The organism is Polaromonas sp. CT11-55, from assembly GCF_047303325.1.
In the GTDB taxonomy this organism is placed as follows: domain Bacteria; phylum Pseudomonadota; class Gammaproteobacteria; order Burkholderiales; family Burkholderiaceae_C; genus Polaromonas.
Genome location: NZ_JBKBEX010000040.1, coordinates 1 through 14,270 on the forward strand (window position 1 = coordinate 1; position 14,270 = coordinate 14,270).

14 protein-coding genes are annotated in these 14,270 nt (G+C 63.7%); 4 read left to right on the forward strand and 10 right to left on the reverse strand.

Annotated features, from left to right (window positions below; genetic code table 11):
• Positions 1–99 precede the first annotated feature (99 nt).
• Positions 100–1,263, forward strand: coding sequence for an acyl-CoA dehydrogenase family protein (locus tag ACEN8I_RS22990; protein WP_413330959.1), 1,164 nt, complete (start codon positions 100–102; stop codon positions 1,261–1,263).
• 87 nt (positions 1,264–1,350) lie between these two features.
• Here the strand turns inward: ACEN8I_RS22990 and ACEN8I_RS22995 are convergent, their stop codons facing one another.
• Positions 1,351–2,391, reverse strand: a complete 1,041-nt coding sequence (locus ACEN8I_RS22995) for an OmpA family protein (protein WP_413330961.1) — start codon at positions 2,389–2,391, stop codon at positions 1,351–1,353.
• A 202-nt stretch (positions 2,392–2,593) separates the two neighbouring features.
• The gene (locus ACEN8I_RS23000) at positions 2,594–2,998 is read right to left on the reverse strand and encodes a GFA family protein (protein ID WP_413330962.1); all 405 of its coding nucleotides are present in this window, start codon (positions 2,996–2,998) and stop codon (positions 2,594–2,596) included.
• Positions 2,999–3,095: 97 nt separating this feature from the next.
• Between ACEN8I_RS23000 and ACEN8I_RS23005 the strand changes: the two genes are divergently transcribed.
• A complete protein-coding gene (locus ACEN8I_RS23005) occupies positions 3,096–3,572 on the forward strand; it encodes a MarR family winged helix-turn-helix transcriptional regulator (RefSeq protein WP_413330963.1) in 477 nt (158 codons plus the stop codon).
• Positions 3,573–3,586: 14 nt separating this feature from the next.
• Here the strand turns inward: ACEN8I_RS23005 and ACEN8I_RS23010 are convergent, their stop codons facing one another.
• On the reverse strand, positions 3,587–3,757 hold the full coding sequence (locus ACEN8I_RS23010) for a hypothetical protein (RefSeq protein WP_007865126.1): 171 nt from the start codon (positions 3,755–3,757) through the stop codon (positions 3,587–3,589).
• A gap of 364 nt (positions 3,758–4,121) precedes the next feature.
• Here ACEN8I_RS23010 and ACEN8I_RS23015 point away from each other — a divergent pair, with 364 nt between their 5' ends.
• Entirely contained in the window at positions 4,122–4,964 is an 843-nt protein-coding gene (locus tag ACEN8I_RS23015) for a hypothetical protein (RefSeq protein ID WP_413330964.1), read from the forward strand.
• An 80-nt stretch (positions 4,965–5,044) separates the two neighbouring features.
• Here ACEN8I_RS23015 and ACEN8I_RS23020 read toward each other — a convergent pair whose 3' ends face one another.
• The 6 genes from ACEN8I_RS23020 to ACEN8I_RS23045 form a co-directional block, all read right to left on the reverse strand.
• Positions 5,045–6,232, reverse strand: coding sequence for an ROK family protein (locus ACEN8I_RS23020; RefSeq protein WP_413330965.1), 1,188 nt, complete (start codon positions 6,230–6,232; stop codon positions 5,045–5,047).
• A gap of 16 nt (positions 6,233–6,248) precedes the next feature.
• Positions 6,249–7,046: an ATP-binding cassette domain-containing protein gene (locus tag ACEN8I_RS23025; protein ID WP_413330966.1), complete on the reverse strand. Its 798-nt coding sequence runs from the start codon at positions 7,044–7,046 to the stop codon at positions 6,249–6,251.
• A gap of 1 nt (position 7,047) precedes the next feature.
• Positions 7,048–8,235 (reverse strand): sugar ABC transporter permease, encoded by a 1,188-nt coding sequence (locus tag ACEN8I_RS23030; protein ID WP_413330967.1) that lies wholly within the window; start codon positions 8,233–8,235, stop codon positions 7,048–7,050.
• Between the two features lie 92 nt (positions 8,236–8,327).
• Positions 8,328–9,344 carry a D-xylose ABC transporter substrate-binding protein gene (gene xylF / locus ACEN8I_RS23035; RefSeq protein ID WP_413330969.1) on the reverse strand — a complete coding sequence of 339 codons (1,017 nt, stop codon included), beginning with the start codon at positions 9,342–9,344 and terminating at the stop codon, positions 8,328–8,330.
• Between the two features lie 274 nt (positions 9,345–9,618).
• Positions 9,619–10,668 (reverse strand): Ldh family oxidoreductase, encoded by a 1,050-nt coding sequence (locus tag ACEN8I_RS23040; protein WP_413330970.1) that lies wholly within the window; start codon positions 10,666–10,668, stop codon positions 9,619–9,621.
• A gap of 304 nt (positions 10,669–10,972) precedes the next feature.
• Positions 10,973–12,928, reverse strand: coding sequence for a PhoX family protein (locus tag ACEN8I_RS23045; RefSeq protein WP_413330971.1), 1,956 nt, complete (start codon positions 12,926–12,928; stop codon positions 10,973–10,975).
• A 269-nt stretch (positions 12,929–13,197) separates the two neighbouring features.
• Between ACEN8I_RS23045 and ACEN8I_RS23050 the strand changes: the two genes are divergently transcribed.
• A complete protein-coding gene (locus ACEN8I_RS23050; RefSeq protein ID WP_413330972.1) occupies positions 13,198–13,866 on the forward strand; it encodes a DsbA family oxidoreductase in 669 nt (222 codons plus the stop codon).
• On the opposite strand, the gene ACEN8I_RS23055 is transcribed toward ACEN8I_RS23050, so the two are convergent.
• On the reverse strand, positions 13,863–14,210 hold the full coding sequence (locus ACEN8I_RS23055; protein ID WP_413330973.1) for a MoaF N-terminal domain-containing protein: 348 nt from the start codon (positions 14,208–14,210) through the stop codon (positions 13,863–13,865). The two genes, ACEN8I_RS23050 and ACEN8I_RS23055, sit on opposite strands and share 4 nt — an antisense overlap.
• Between the last annotated feature and the right edge of the window lie 60 nt (positions 14,211–14,270).

Here is a 14,270-nt window from a genome sequence, read left to right on the forward strand (position 1 = left end):
GGGATGATTCGGAGCGGGCGGGGAGGCTCATGAAGTATATTCATTTCACAAAGCAGACGCTTTGTATAAATACTCCAGGTTTTCCCCACAGGTGACACCATGATTGAACGCAGCCTCTTTAGCTCTGACCACGAAGCCTTTCGCGACGCCTTCCGCCGCTTTATGGACAAGGAAATCGCGCCCTTCCACGAACAGTGGGAGGAGCAGGGTTATGTGGACCGCAAGGTCTGGAACAAGGCCGGCGAAAACGGCTTTTTGTGCATGACCATGCCCGAGGAATACGGCGGTGCGGGCGCAGACAAGCTGTATTCGGTGGTCCAGATGGAGGAGCTGGGCCGTGGCGGCTTTACCGGCATCGGCTACAGCCTGCACAGCGAGATCGTTGCACCTTACATCCTGCATTACGGCACCGAGGCGCAGAAAAAGAAATACCTGCCCAAACTGGCCAGCGGCGAGATGGTGGGCGCCATCGCCATGAGCGAGCCGGCGGCCGGCTCAGACCTGCAAGGTGTGAAGACCACGGCGCTGAAGCAGCCCGACGGCGGCTACCTGCTCAACGGCAGCAAGACCTTTATCACCAACGGCTGGCATGCCGACCTCGTCATCGTGGTGGCCAAGACCGACCCGGCCGCCGGCGCCAAGGGCACCAGCCTGATGCTGGTGGAGCGCGGCATGCCGGGCTTTGAAACCGGCAAGCGCCTCAAGAAGCTGGGTATGAAGGCGCAGGACACCTCGGAGCTGTTCTTCACCGACGTCAAGTTGCCGGCCGAAAACCTGCTCGGCGGCCAGGCGCATGAGAATCGCGGCTTTATCTGCCTGATGGAACAACTGCCCTGGGAACGCATGCAGATCGCCATCACGGCCGTGGCCTCGGCCCAGGCCGCGATTGACTGGACGCTGGCCTATGTGAAGGAACGCAAGGTCTTCGGCCAGCCGGTGGCCAGCTACCAGAACACGCGCTACACCCTGGCTGAGCTGCAGACCGAGGTGCAGGTGGCGCGCGTCTTTGTCGACAAATGCGTGGAACTGGTGGCGCAGGACAAACTCGACACCGCGACCGCCAGCATGGCCAAGTACTGGTGTACCGATTTGCAATGCAAGGTGATGGACGAATGTGTGCAGCTCTTCGGCGGCTACGGCTATATGTGGGAATACCCGATCACGCGCGCCTATGCCGACGCGCGCGTGCAGCGCATTTACGGTGGCACGAATGAAATCATGAAGGAGGTGATCTCACGCGCCATGGGCCTCGGCGCGAAATAGGCGTTCGCGCGCAAGCCCCAGGTTCGCGCAGCACGGAAAAGCAAAAACCGGCAGGCGCCGGCTTTTGCCAAGGATGCGGCGCGACCTTTAATTGACGCGGCGCTCGATGACGATTTCCTCGACTTCCACGCGGCGGTTGGGTGCCAGGCAGGCGATCAGGTCCTTGAGCTTGCGGTCATCGCAGGTCACGACCGGGTTGCTTTCGCCCTTGCCGATGGCGGTCAGCCGGCCGGTGTTGACCCCTTTGCTGCCCAGGTAGCTCTTCACCGCGTCCGCTCGGCGTTGCGACAGTTTCTGGTTGTAGGCATCCGAGCCGATGCGGTCGGTATAGCCGGTCACGGTGATGTTGCCGTTGAAATTTCCGCCCGTCAGGGTTTGCGCGATCTGGTCAAGCTTGGGTTGCGGGCTCGCCAGCTCGGCGCTGTCAAAGGCGAACAATTCGGTGGCCGACAGCGTCACCTTTTCGAAGCGTGCAGGCGGCGGGGGAGGAGGTGGCGGTGCAGTGACCGTTGGCTCGGGTGCGGGCGGCGGGGTGTACTGCGCGACCACCGGGCGCGCCGGCTTGTCGAAGTAATAGCTCAGGCCAACGTTCACGGTGTTGGTGTTGGCGTGGTCAAAGCCGAAGGTGTTGCCGCGAAGATAGGTACGGGTCCGCCTCAGGTCCGCCTGCATGAACCACTGGTCGGACAGGCCCAACTGGAAGCCCAGGCCGAGGTTGAGGTAGGGCGAAGTCTTGCTGGCATTGGGCAGCTTGTCCCGTTCGGCGCCGATACCGGCCAGCAGGAAGGGCCTGAAATTGCTGCTGCGGTTGAACATGTACAGCCCGTCGACGCCCAGCGTGTCCTGTTCAAAGCGCCGGCCGTTGTTGTTCGCGCGGGCTATGCTGCCGCCGATCTGCATGTCCCAGGAAGGGGACACCGCCTTGCCGAAGCGCAGCCCGAGGCCGCTGAGGTTCTTGTTGCCGTTGAACCGGGAGTCCGGGTCTACCACGGTGACCTGCGGCATGATGTACCAGGATGGGTTGGGTATGTCGTACATCGAGGTCGTGGTTTGCGCCATCAGGGCGCCGGGACTGAGGCAGGCCAGCAGGGTCGCTGCGGCAAGGGGCGCGAGATGGTTGAGCTTCATGGTTTCTCCGGAAAAGGGCGGTTTAGGTGTTGGTTCTTACGCCCGGCGTTTGTTTGTCCGGGCGTGCTGCAACACTACGCTTGGGAATTTCCGCGCATGTGAGACATGGCCACTACATGGCATGCGAACGCGCCTACGTCGCATGGCGTATGAAGCGGTCCAATTCCAGGAATCTGCGCGGGCAAGCGCCCGCGCCTGAGCCCTACAGATGCCGTGTTTCGGCAGGCTTGTTCCACCAGGCGTTGTTGCGCCCGTCCGAGTAGTTGACCGGCGCGGCGATGAGCTCCGCCGGATCGGCGTTGTCCAGCGCGGCCAGGTTGATGGACACATAGTCGCCGCCTATCTGTTCGACATAGCCCCGGCCGAAAGGCCGTACGCCGCAGTGCCGGCAAAACAGGTGATGGCCGCTTTTGGTGCCGAACTGGTAGTCGCTCAGTTCGCTTTCGCCGGCGAGAAGCCGGAAGGCGTCGGGCTTGATGATGGCGCCCCAGTTGCGGGTCTTGGTGCAGATGGAGCAATTGCAGCGGCCCGTGCCTTTGCTGAGGTCGATGTCGGCTTCAAAGCGGACGGCGCCGCAGTGGCAGCTTCCGGTATAGGTTTTCAGCATGGGGCAATCCTTTCAGGCGGGGTGGGGCGTGACGAGGTAAATATGACAGAATGTTGTCATGTCTGGAAGTATAGTTAAACGACAGTATGCTGTCAAATTGAAGACCGCCGAGGAGGTCGAGCGCACGACGGCGGCCAATACCCTGAGCTGGCTGGTGGTGCAGGTGATGCAGCTCAACGGCCTGTTGACGGCAGCCGGCGATGCGCTGGCGGCGCCGGCCGGGCAAACTTCGGCGCGCTGGCAGGTGCTGGCCGCAGTGGAGGACGCGCCGATGACGGTGGCGCAGATTGCCCGGGCCATGAATCTCACGCGCCAAAGCGTGCAGCGCGTGGCGGATTTGCTGGAAGCGGACGAGCTGACCGCCTATGAAGACAACCCGGCCCATGCGCGTGCCAAGCTGCTGCGGCTCACGTCCAAAGGCCGCAAGGCGCTGCGCACCATACAGGCGGGCCAGAAGGTATGGGCCAATGCCCTGGCTTCAGGGATGGAGGAGACCCAGTTGCGCGCCGCGAGCGCCGTACTGGCACAACTGCGGCAGGCCTTGATGGCACAACAGGAAGCTTCGCCGGAATAGCCGGCGTGTGCCGCTCAGGAAGGGTCTTTGCTGCGCGTGCGGCTGACGGCGCTGAAGATGCCAATGCCCAGGAAGATCAGCGCACCGATGCCGATGTAGAGGTGCGGAACACCGGCGACTACGGCGCCCCAGATGACACCGGCCAGGAAGATCACAAAACCGAGCATGTAAAGCGCAAAGGACATTTTTCGTCTCCACAGAATGTTGTGCACCCACTGTGCATGCCCAGGGGACGGTGTCGTATCGGGGGGATGCGCCTGTGGCTGTCAGCAAAGGCCTACGGTGGTTTAGCAAGGGCGGCGATGCCTTCTTGCCGAACTGCCGGGCGGTACGCCGCTTTGCCATTTTTTACGCTGACACGCGCTTGCGCTGTTCGTATATTGCGAACTTCAGCGCCCCTGGGGCCGTCCCGCCTCACCCGCGCAGAACTTCGCTGCCGCCTGCCGCAAGGCCCACAACACACACGGACCCGGGGCGAGGAATTTCCTTCACTGGATGCGCATGGCCTTGGCGTCACCCCCTCACGTACGAACCAGGAGCAGCAAAATCATGAGAACTTTCACCATTGACTTCACTCGTCTCTATGCATCGAATCAAGCCACGTTCGAGGGCATCGTCGACGACGCAGGCAACCCGACGCCGCTGATCGGCCGCTACGGTGGCGTGGACTATTTTTGTTTCTATCGTCTGATACAACTGGATATCACAAATGGCTTTTCTTCCCTTGACTGGCAGCATCTCCCCGCCATCAGCCGCGAGGGTGCCGTGCAGCTGGGGCGGCTTGCACGTGAGCACCCGGAGGAGATGATGGAGTTGCCGCGCTGGATCGACCTGCAGGTTAAAAAAACCAACATTCAGGACTGCCGGCTGAGAATCGAGCCCAGTGCTCAGTTGAAGCTGGACCGCGAAGCCACGGTGATCCGTCAGTTGGAGGGCGGCTACACCTATGTGCGGGAGGTTTGGGGCCCGGGCAAGCTCCACATGTCGTGGACGGAGTACACCTACGCCTACCACCGCAATGGCTACTCGGTAGACGGCTCGGAACAAAAAAGCTTCAAAGAGACCGCGCTGGAAGAGGCGCATATCCGCGCCACTTACGTCCTGGACGAAACCGGCGTGCCGACAACGGCATTTGTTGGGGACATCCGCGACGAGGACGGTCGCCAGCTGCTGTTTCGTGAGGGCCGGCAGATCTCGGATATTGAGCTGGTGCTCGATGCGCGCATGGCGCATCCCTTTGCCGGTGTCGACCCCTATGTCTGGGGTGAAGGCCGGTTCGAGGGCCAGCCATTGGTCAGACTGGAGGGGCGTCCCTCGCAGTTCAGCGCCAGATTTTCACCCTTGCAGGAAATCCGCTTGCATGGCACGACGAGATCAACCGCCCTCATCTGATTTCGGGTGACCTGGAGCCGGCCCGACCTCCCGAGCCATGAAATCCTGCGCTGCGGTGGAAAGCCCGTTGCCCCGGTCGGTCATGGGCTCCGGGAAAGATGGCCGGGCTCCGGGAAACGTATCTGGCTCCGCGCCGGACGGCCGTTGCCCACAAGGCGGCCGGACGGATGCATGGGGCGCAGGTACTGGTGCAGCACCAGGGCGGCAGCCCCTACCGCTGAAGCGAGGAGGCCGTAGCGCGCGACGCGCACCGTGGGAGCGCTGACGCCGGCATCGGTGGCATAGCTTTGCAGCGTTTCCTGGGCAACCTTGACCATGTCGGGAAAGCGTAGGCATGAGGAGCCGCCCACCACCAGCACGCTGGGGTCAAAGGTGGTCCACAGGTTCTGCAGCAGCACGCCCAGGTAGTGTCCCGACCGGCGGGCATCCGCCAGCTGGCCCAGGGCGCCTGAGCCGATGAAGGCCTCCGCGCAGCCGCGCCGCCCGCAGGAGCAGGCGGGCCCATCGAGCTCGAGGACGCTGTGGCCGATCTCGCCGGCCATGCCCCGCATGCCGGTGAACAGCCTGTCATTGAGCACGATGCCCGCGCCCACGCCCACGTCGCAGCTCACAAAAATCAGTGAATCCTTGCCGTCGTTCTCCGAGAATTCGTACTCGCTCAGCGCGGCGGTGTCGGCTTCGTTTTGCACATGCACCGGTACCGGCGGCAGGCCTGCCTGTGTCAGCGCCTGGGTGATCTGCGGCACAAAGTCCACATTACGCCAGCCAAGGTTGGGGGCAAAGCGCAGCACGCCGGTGGTTTCGTCAAACGCGCCGGGCAGGCCTATGCCCACGCCCGAGAGTTGCGCGCCGCGCGATACCAGCTGCGCCTGGGCCATGGCCACGAGGCCGGCGACCTGGCAGCAGACGTCTTCGGGCCGGGTGCTGCGCAAAGGTTCCTGCGTGGACCACAGCACTTTCCCCAGCAGGGAAACGCTTGCCACACGCACGGTGTCGACCGCCACTTCCACGCCGATCAGGCCTCGCGACTGGCCGTCGATCTGCAGGGGCGTGGAGGGCCGCCCTACGCCGTTGGAGGCGGCCATGCTGATTTCACTGAGCCAGCCTTCATCAATGAGTTCGCGCACCAGCAGGCTGACGGTCGACTTGGTCAAGCCGCTGTGGTTGGCCAGTTGCGCGCGCGAGCGGCTCGGCTGGTTGCGTAGCAGGCGCATCAACACGCTGCGATTGATACGCTTGACGAGCTGCTGGTCACCTGTGGTTTTCATGAGCGATGGCATGGTATCAGGCGCTACGGTGCGGGGCCTGTTCGCGTCCTGGCGGCGGCTTGCCGGCGATGATCATGCCGAGGATCTGGTCCTCGTCCAGGTCGGACGTGCGGTACGTGCCGACCAGTCGGCCGTTTTTCATCACCGAGACACGGTCGCTGAGCGAAAACACATCCTGCATGTCGTGCGTGATCAGGAAAATGCCCACGCCTTCGGCCTTGAGCTGGAGCACCAGGTTGGCCACCATGGCGGATTCTTCCGGGCCCAGGGCGGCGCAGGGCTCGTCCATGATCAGGATGCGGGCGTTGAAATAGATGGCGCGCGAGATGGCCACCACCTGGCGCTGCCCGCCCGACAGGCGCCGCACCGGGGTGTGGATGTTGGTGAAGTTTTTATTCAGGCGGCCGAACACCTTGCGTGCCTGCGCCTCCATGAAGTAGTCGTCCAGCGTGTTCCAGGCTGTCATTTTTTCGCGGCCCAGGAACAGGTTGGCCACGGCGTCCAGGTTGTCGGCAAGCGCCAGCGTCTGGTAGATGGTTTCAATGCCCTGTTGCTGGGCATCGGCAGGGCTTCGCAGGTTCACTTTCTGCCCCATCACGTGGATTTCGCCCGAGTCGATGGGAAAGGCGCCCGCGAGCATTTTCATCAGGGTCGACTTGCCGGCACCGTTGTGGCCCAGCACGGCGACCACTTCGCCCGGGTAGAGGTTCAGGTTCACGCCGTCGACGGCGTGAACGCCGCCAAAGGCCTTGCGGATGTCCTTGAACTGGACCAGGGGTTCGGTGCCGGGTTGCATGGTTGGCATGGTTTGCATGTCAGCTTTCCTGCGCCCATTTGCGATAGAGCACGTCGAACACCACCGCCACGATCAGCACCTGCCCGATGATGACCATGCGTTTTCCGATGGAAACATCCAGCAGCAGCATGCCGCTGTCCAGCGACTGCATGATGAGCGCGCCCAGCACCGAGCCGATGATGGTGCCGCTGCCGCCGGCCAGCGCGGTGCCGCCTATCACGGCGGCGGCGATCACGAACAGCTCCATGCCGGTGCCCAGGGAATTGGTGCCCGCGTTCAGGCGGGCCACCGATACGATGGCCGCGATGGTGATGAGCACGCCGAGCAGGGCGAACAGCATGAGGGTGACTCGTTTGACCGGTATGCCGACCAGCACCGCGGCGTCGGGGTTGCCGCCCATGGCGTAGACATAGCGGCCAAAACGGGTGCGCCGGGAGATGAAGGACATCAGCACCGCCACGGCCGCCCAGATGAGCACGGGTATCGGGATGCCTTGGGGCGCCTCCTTGTTGGTGACCTGGTAACTGTTCATGGCCGCGGCAAACGCGGCCAGCAGGGCCACTGGCGCGGCCACCAGCAGAACGTCCACCCATACGGGCTGCTGGGGCATGCCGTGCCGTGCCGAGGCGCGGCGGCCCAATACCCTGCGGACCACCAGCACCAGGCTGACACAGGCGGTGAGGACCCAGGTGGCGGTCACCCCGATACCGCCGTCATAGCCGCCGCCAAGCTGCAAGAAGAACTCGTCGCTGACCGGCTGGGTCTTGCCGTCGGCCACCAGAAAGGCAGCGCCGCGCAAGGACATCAAGCCCCCCAGCGTGACCACAAAAGACGGCACGCCCAGCATGGCCGTCAGCCATCCCTGGTACACCGATACCACGAGCGCCGCGGCCAGCCCGGCGAGCGATGCCGCCGGCCAGGACCATCCCAGGGTGTATTGAAGGTAGGCGATGAGCACGCCGACAAAACCGATCACCGAGCCGACCGACAGGTCGATGTGCCGCGCCACGATGATCAGCACCATGACGGTGGACACGATGCCCACCACCGCGGTTTGCTGGGCGATGTTGTAAAGGTTTTCAGGCGACAGGAAAATGCCGCCCGACAGGACCTGGAATGCGCCCGCCAGGGCGGCGAGCACGCCGCCCATGAAGACCAGCCGCCAGTCGATGGCGGTGTCGCGCGGGATTCGAAAGGGCAATTGCATGGTTTTGAGGGTGCGGCGCTCCCGGGCAACCTACAGGCTGGTTGCCTTGTCCGCTTGCGCGGAACGGGGAGCGGGTGCCTGGAAGGCCTGTATTACTTGCAGGCTGCGACGTCGCCGGTGACGCCTTTGCAGAGCTCGTCTTTTTTGATCCAGCCGGCCTTGACCACCACGTCGAGGTTGTCGCGGGTGATGGGCACGGGCTTCAGAAACTGGGCCTGCAGGGAGACTTTTTTCTCGCCGCCGTTCCAGGTGGTCGCGCCGTCGACTTTTTTACCGGCGCCGAGATTGACCGCCGCGGTGGCGGCCTGCTTGCCGAGGTCGCGGGCATCTTTCCATACCGACACGGTCTGGGTGCCTGCGGCCACGCGGTTCAGGGCGGCAAAGTCGCCGTCCTGGCCCGACACCGGCACACCCTTGAGGCCCTTGGAGTTCAACGCCGCCACGACACCACCGGCAGTGCCGTCATTGGAAGCAACCACCGCATCGACCTTGCCGCCGGTCTTGGTCAGGATCTGCTCCATGTTTTTCTGCGCGACTTCGGGCTTCCAGCCCTCGGTGTATTCCTCGCCCACGATCTTGATGTCACCTTTCTTGACGGCGGCGTCAATGACTTCCTGCTGGCCTTCGCGCAGGAAATTGGCGTTCGGGTCGGTGGGGGAGCCCTTGATCATCACGTAGTTGCCCTTGGGCTTGGCCTTGAACACGGCTCTAGCCTGCATGCGGCCGACTTCCTTGTTGTCGAAGGTGATGTAGAACACGCCGGGCGCCTCGATCAGGCGGTCGTAGGCGATGACGGGCACCTTCTGTTTGGTGGCCTTGTTCACGGCGGGCAGGATGGCGTCCTTGTCCATGGCCAGCACGATCAGGACCTTGGCGCCCTTGGCCATCAGCCCGTCAATGTCCGCCAGCTGTTTTTCGGGGGAGCCCGCGGCATCGGCGCTGATGTACTTGGCGCCCAGCTTTTCAAGCTGCGTCTTGATGGCGGCTTCGTCGGTTTTCCAGCGTTCCTCCTGGAAGTTGGACCAGCTGACGCCGACCGTCACCTGCGCAAATGCGCCGGCCGCAGCCAGGCTGAGTGCGATTGCAGTAAGGGAAGCTTTTAATTTCATTGAGTGTCTCCGATGGTTTTTGCCCAGGTGGGCATGTGTTTTTGAGCTCAGATCAATCCCGGTGGTCGTTCCACTGCATACGCAGCACTTCAGAATTAGTTTGGACGACGCACTAATTATGTGAAGCTGAAAAATTCCCCGTCTAGGGACAAACCCCCGGCCTGCGGAGGCACCGTGGAATTTTGGAAAGCTTTTGTAGTAGGACCAAGCCCCGAACCGGTAGGCACCGGCTGGTCGGACCGGGTTTCTGTCGGAAACCCTGCGCTTTAGGGCTTTAGGGGATGGCGACCGGCTCCGCCACCCCAAGCCTGACTGCCCAGCTGGAAAGCGCCGGCAGTATGGACGGGTAGAGCGACACACCGGCCTGTTTTTGCCGGGCGGCCAGCGCGATGCCTTTTTCGCCGGGTGTGCGCACGGCCGTGCCTTCGTGGGCCGGGCGCGAGGCTCGGCAGGCGTCGGCGACGTGGCCGGTCTGGCGCTCGAAGGCATCCAGGCCGGCGAAGGCGCGCGGGTTCAGAATCTGCAGGAACACCGTGGCACCCCAGCCTTCTTTGGGATCGGCGCGGCCGTGGCCGGCCAGGCCGCCGGTCAGGGCCTCGACCAGCAAGCTCAGGCCGTAGCCTTTATGGCCCGAGTCCATGCCGCCCAGCGGAAGAATGGTGCCCTTGGGCTCCTCGAACAGCACCGAGGGGTTGTCGCTGGCCGCGCCGTGGCCGTCCATGACCCAGGCGGCGGGCAGGCGCTTGCCTTCCTTGTGCAGCCGATTGGTCATGCCGTTGGTGGTGGCCGAGGTGGAGACATCCACCAGCACCGGCACGCCGCCCGTGGGAATGCCGGCCGAGACCGGGTTCGGCGTGAACACGGCGTCCAGCCCGCCGAAGGGCGCCACGCTGGCGGTGTTGGGGTCCGAGCAGGTGAGCAGCATCAGCAGGCCTTGGTCGGTGGCGCGCTTGAGGTAGGCGGCCAGGCAGGCGATGTGGTGGCTGCGGCGTATCACCACAGTGCAGCTGCCCTGGGTGGCGGCGCGTTTGGCGGCCAGCGCCATGGCCTCGAGCACCAGCCAGGGGCCGGGCAGGCGGCGGCCGTCCCAGGTCAGGGCGGCGGGGTGGTCGGCCAGCACGGTGGGCGCGCCCAGCTTTTCCATGGCGCCCGATTCGAGCTCGCCCAGGTAGCCGGGCAGCAGGGCCAGGCCGTGGGTGTTGTGGCCCATGAGGTCGCCTTCGACGAGGATTTCGGCCACGGCCGTGGCCTTGGTCGGCTCCAGCCCGGCGGCGGTGAGCAAGGATTGGGCGTAGTGGATCAGGTCGTCGTGGCGGTAGTGCATGGTGTTCCCGTGGGCGGTCGCTGCCCGGTCAAGGTTGCCTCGGGCTTCCCGGCATTCTAGGGAGAACGGTGTAACGATGCACAAGCCGGTGCGTGTATACCGGCGCGCCAATGCAGTTCGCCCTGAGGCTGCCGAAACGATGGGCAAACTCAGGGCGAAGGGTGGTGAGATTGATCGCAGTCTGTATAGAGCTGCTCACAAAACCCAGCGAAGCGGTCCTGGCTAGGCGCGTCGCCGCAGACAGTGCTGAAGGCACGGCAAGGCGGCGCAACAACGCCAGGAGGGTTTTTCAGCGGCTCCGCGCTTAACCCAGCTTGATGCTGCTTGGGTCGGCGGTCAAGTAGCCCACGGCCGCGCCGTAGCGATCCTTGTAGTTCGCACGCACCAGCGGGTCCAGCGTGGCCTGCACCTTGCCGTGCAGCGCCGGGATCCAGTCGCCGGCGTGCTGGAAGTTGCTCATGATGTAGGTCCAGCCGTTGAGGTCGTCCACCACATGCAGGCCGGTGGCTTCGGCGCCCGAGGGCATGGACATCAGGCGCGAGAGCTGTTTGGTGTCGACGTTGTAGGCCCAGATGAAGTTGTTGACGTGGGTGCTGCTGTCTTCACCGATGAAGAGGGTGCGCATTTTTTCCGAGAACTTCAGGTTGTCGGGGTTGGACACCATGTTGGGGTTGGCCTTGTTGCCCAGCGCGTCGCCGGCGATGTCTTCACCGATCAGCAGGGCCTTGGTGTGCACCGGCATCCATTCGCTGTTGATGGCATTGCCGGCCGAGTCCTTCTGGCCGCCGTCCAGCTTGTGCATCATCACGCCGCCGGCGATCAGCGCCTTATCGAGCGCGATGCCGCTGGCCGCGTTCCAGCCCTTGCCGGTCTTGACCATGGAGTCCTGCATGTTCTGCAGCGCCGAATAGGCGATCTTGTCCTTGATGTTGACGGTGGTGCCTTCCATCTTCGAGAAGCCCATGCTGCCGCCCATGAGGTAAGCATAGCGATGGGTTTCCAGGAAGGCGGCGGCTTTTTCCATGCCGGGCTTGATCTTGATCCAGTTGGCGTTGCCGTTGTAGAACACCTTGGTGAAGCTGGCGTCGGACGGATCGGTTTTGTGCACCGTCATGATGTCGGACGGCTTGAGCGTGTCGGCCATTTTTTCGATTTCGGCGCTCGTCGCATGGCCCAGCTTGATCCAGGAAATCTTCGCGCCTTCGGCCGCCGGGTCGACCGAGAAGCCGCTGCCCAGTTTTCCCACGTAGAGCGTGCCGGACGACAGGTCTTGCTCGCGGTCGGCCACAAAGACGAAGAGGCCGCTGTTGGTGGCGTCGTCACCCATCAGCACGGTGCGCATGTCGGGCATGACCTGGACCAGCTCGTGCGAGATGCGGCCCAGGTTGTAGTGTTTCTTGACCGTGCCGGTGCCGTCGGGGTGCACGGTGACTTCGGGCAGGTGGCCGTAGTGGTAGGGATTGGCCTTGGTCTCGTCGCCGTAGACGTTTTTGCTGAACTTCTTGAATTGCGAGCTTTCCGCGGCGAAAGGCGCGTCGGGTTCGTACTCTTCGCTGGACAGGTGGGTGTTCCAGGGCGAGAGGCTGGCGCCGCAGGTGATCCACAGGCCGTGCGCCTTGGACATGTCGACGTTGTGGTACTTCACGAGGCTGAGCTTGCCGGTGGCGGGGTCCTGGTCCAGCGTGAGCACAGCGATGGGCGAGGGCAGGTTGCCGTAGGCGTCGGCGCCGGCCAGGTCGCGCGTGGTGTATTCAAACTGCACGACGGCGAAGACCGCCTTGCCCTTGACGCCGGGTACGTTGGCATTCGGCAGGCCCAGCAGCGAGGTGCCGTCGGGCGAGTCGGAAAACATCTGGCGTTCCTTGCCGGGCACGGAGCGGTCGATGATGGGCTGGTTGTTGATGTCCACATAGCCGCCAGCCAAAATGGTGCCGCCCTTGCCGTCCGGCACCATGTCGCCGGTGACGAAGAAGGGCTGGTAGGCCAGGCGGTAGCTTTGGGTGCTGTTGTCCTTGAGCCGGACCTGCAGGCTGGAGCCCACGGTGGTGGTGGCCATGGCGGCCGTGTCGGCCAGCGAGGGTGCGGCCATGGAAGTGAAGCTGGAAGACAGGTAGTTGCCCGTGGCTGCGGGGCTGCCGGTGGCGCAGCCCGACAGCAAGGTGCTGGAGGCCAGTGCCCCCAGCGGCAGCATGGGCGCGGTCGCCAGGAACTTCAGGGCGGTGCGGCGTGAGGGAAGGGAAGGGGTGGCCAGGTCGGACATTGTTGTGTGTTCCAGTTTCAGGTGGGGAATGATGCGAAGCGGCGGTGTGCCCGCGCCACGGCGCAGGGCAGGGACGCTGCGCTGCCGGAATCTTAGGAAGCTTGTGTGACAGTTTCTTGAAACGGGCTGCCACAGAAGATGGCGAGCAGCGGGGACGGCTGGGGATTAACCACGCACCGGGTACTTGAATATCCCGGGCCGAACCGCAAGCTGGCTGGCTACGGGCCAAAATCGGCCTGCCCCGAACAGCAACTTCTCAAGGCCTTCCCATGACCACCCAACTCAAGATTGATTTTGTGTCCGACGTTTCCTGCCCCTGGTGCGTGATAGGCCTGAAGTCGCTGGATCAGGCGCTGGAGCGCGTGCGCGGCGACATCCAGGCCGAGCTGCATTTCCAGCCCTTTGAGCTCAATCCCAAAATGGCGCCCGAGGGCCAGGAGATAACTGAGCACATCACCGAAAAATACGGCATTACGCCTGCCCAGGCCCAGGCCAACCGCGAGAACATCCGCGCGCGCGGTGCCCAGGTCGGTTTCAAGTTCAGCATGGCCGACGAACCCGGCGGCGGGCGCAGCCGCATCTACAACACTTTTGACGCGCACCGCCTGCTGCACTGGGCCGAACTCGAAGGCGCGGACAAGCGGAAGGCACTCAAGGAGCTGCTGTTCAAGCGTTATTTCACGGACGGCCAGAGCCCGGCCTCACACGAGGTGCTGGCCAAGGCGGCCGCCGAAGCGGGCCTGGATGAAACCCGCGCGCGCGAGGTGCTGGCCTCCGGCGAATACGCGCGCGAGGTGCGCGAGCGCGAACAGTTCTACCTGACGCAAGGCATCCATTCGGTGCCGGCCGTGATCATCAACGACCGCCACCTAATTTCCGGCGGGCAGCCTGTGGAAGTGTTCGAGCAGGCTTTGAGGCAGATCGCGGCGGGCGGCTAAGCGCGGCCCGCGCCCAGCACTTCAACGGTACCCGACTGCTGGACCCAGTCCTTGCCGTTGGAGGCAAAGCCTGTGGCCGCGCCAGTCTTGAGGTTGAGCGCCACCGTCAGCGTGTAGCCGCTTTCCCTCGAGAGATAAGACACAACATGCACGTCGTCCGACATTTTGACGGCGGCACTGGCGTTTTCGAGGTGGTCTTTGGCACCCGGGCTGGCGCTGCGCCAGGTGAGGGTGCCGTCGCTGGCAAACGTGTGCTCAAAGGTATGGCCCTTGGTCGGACCGTCCCGGAAGGTCCAGCGCAGGGTTTTGCCATACAGGGATGCGGGGAAGGTGGATGTGGTCATGGGGGGGGCTCCAGAAAATGGCCTTGATTGCCGCAGTGGGCCGGCCTGGACGGATGGGTA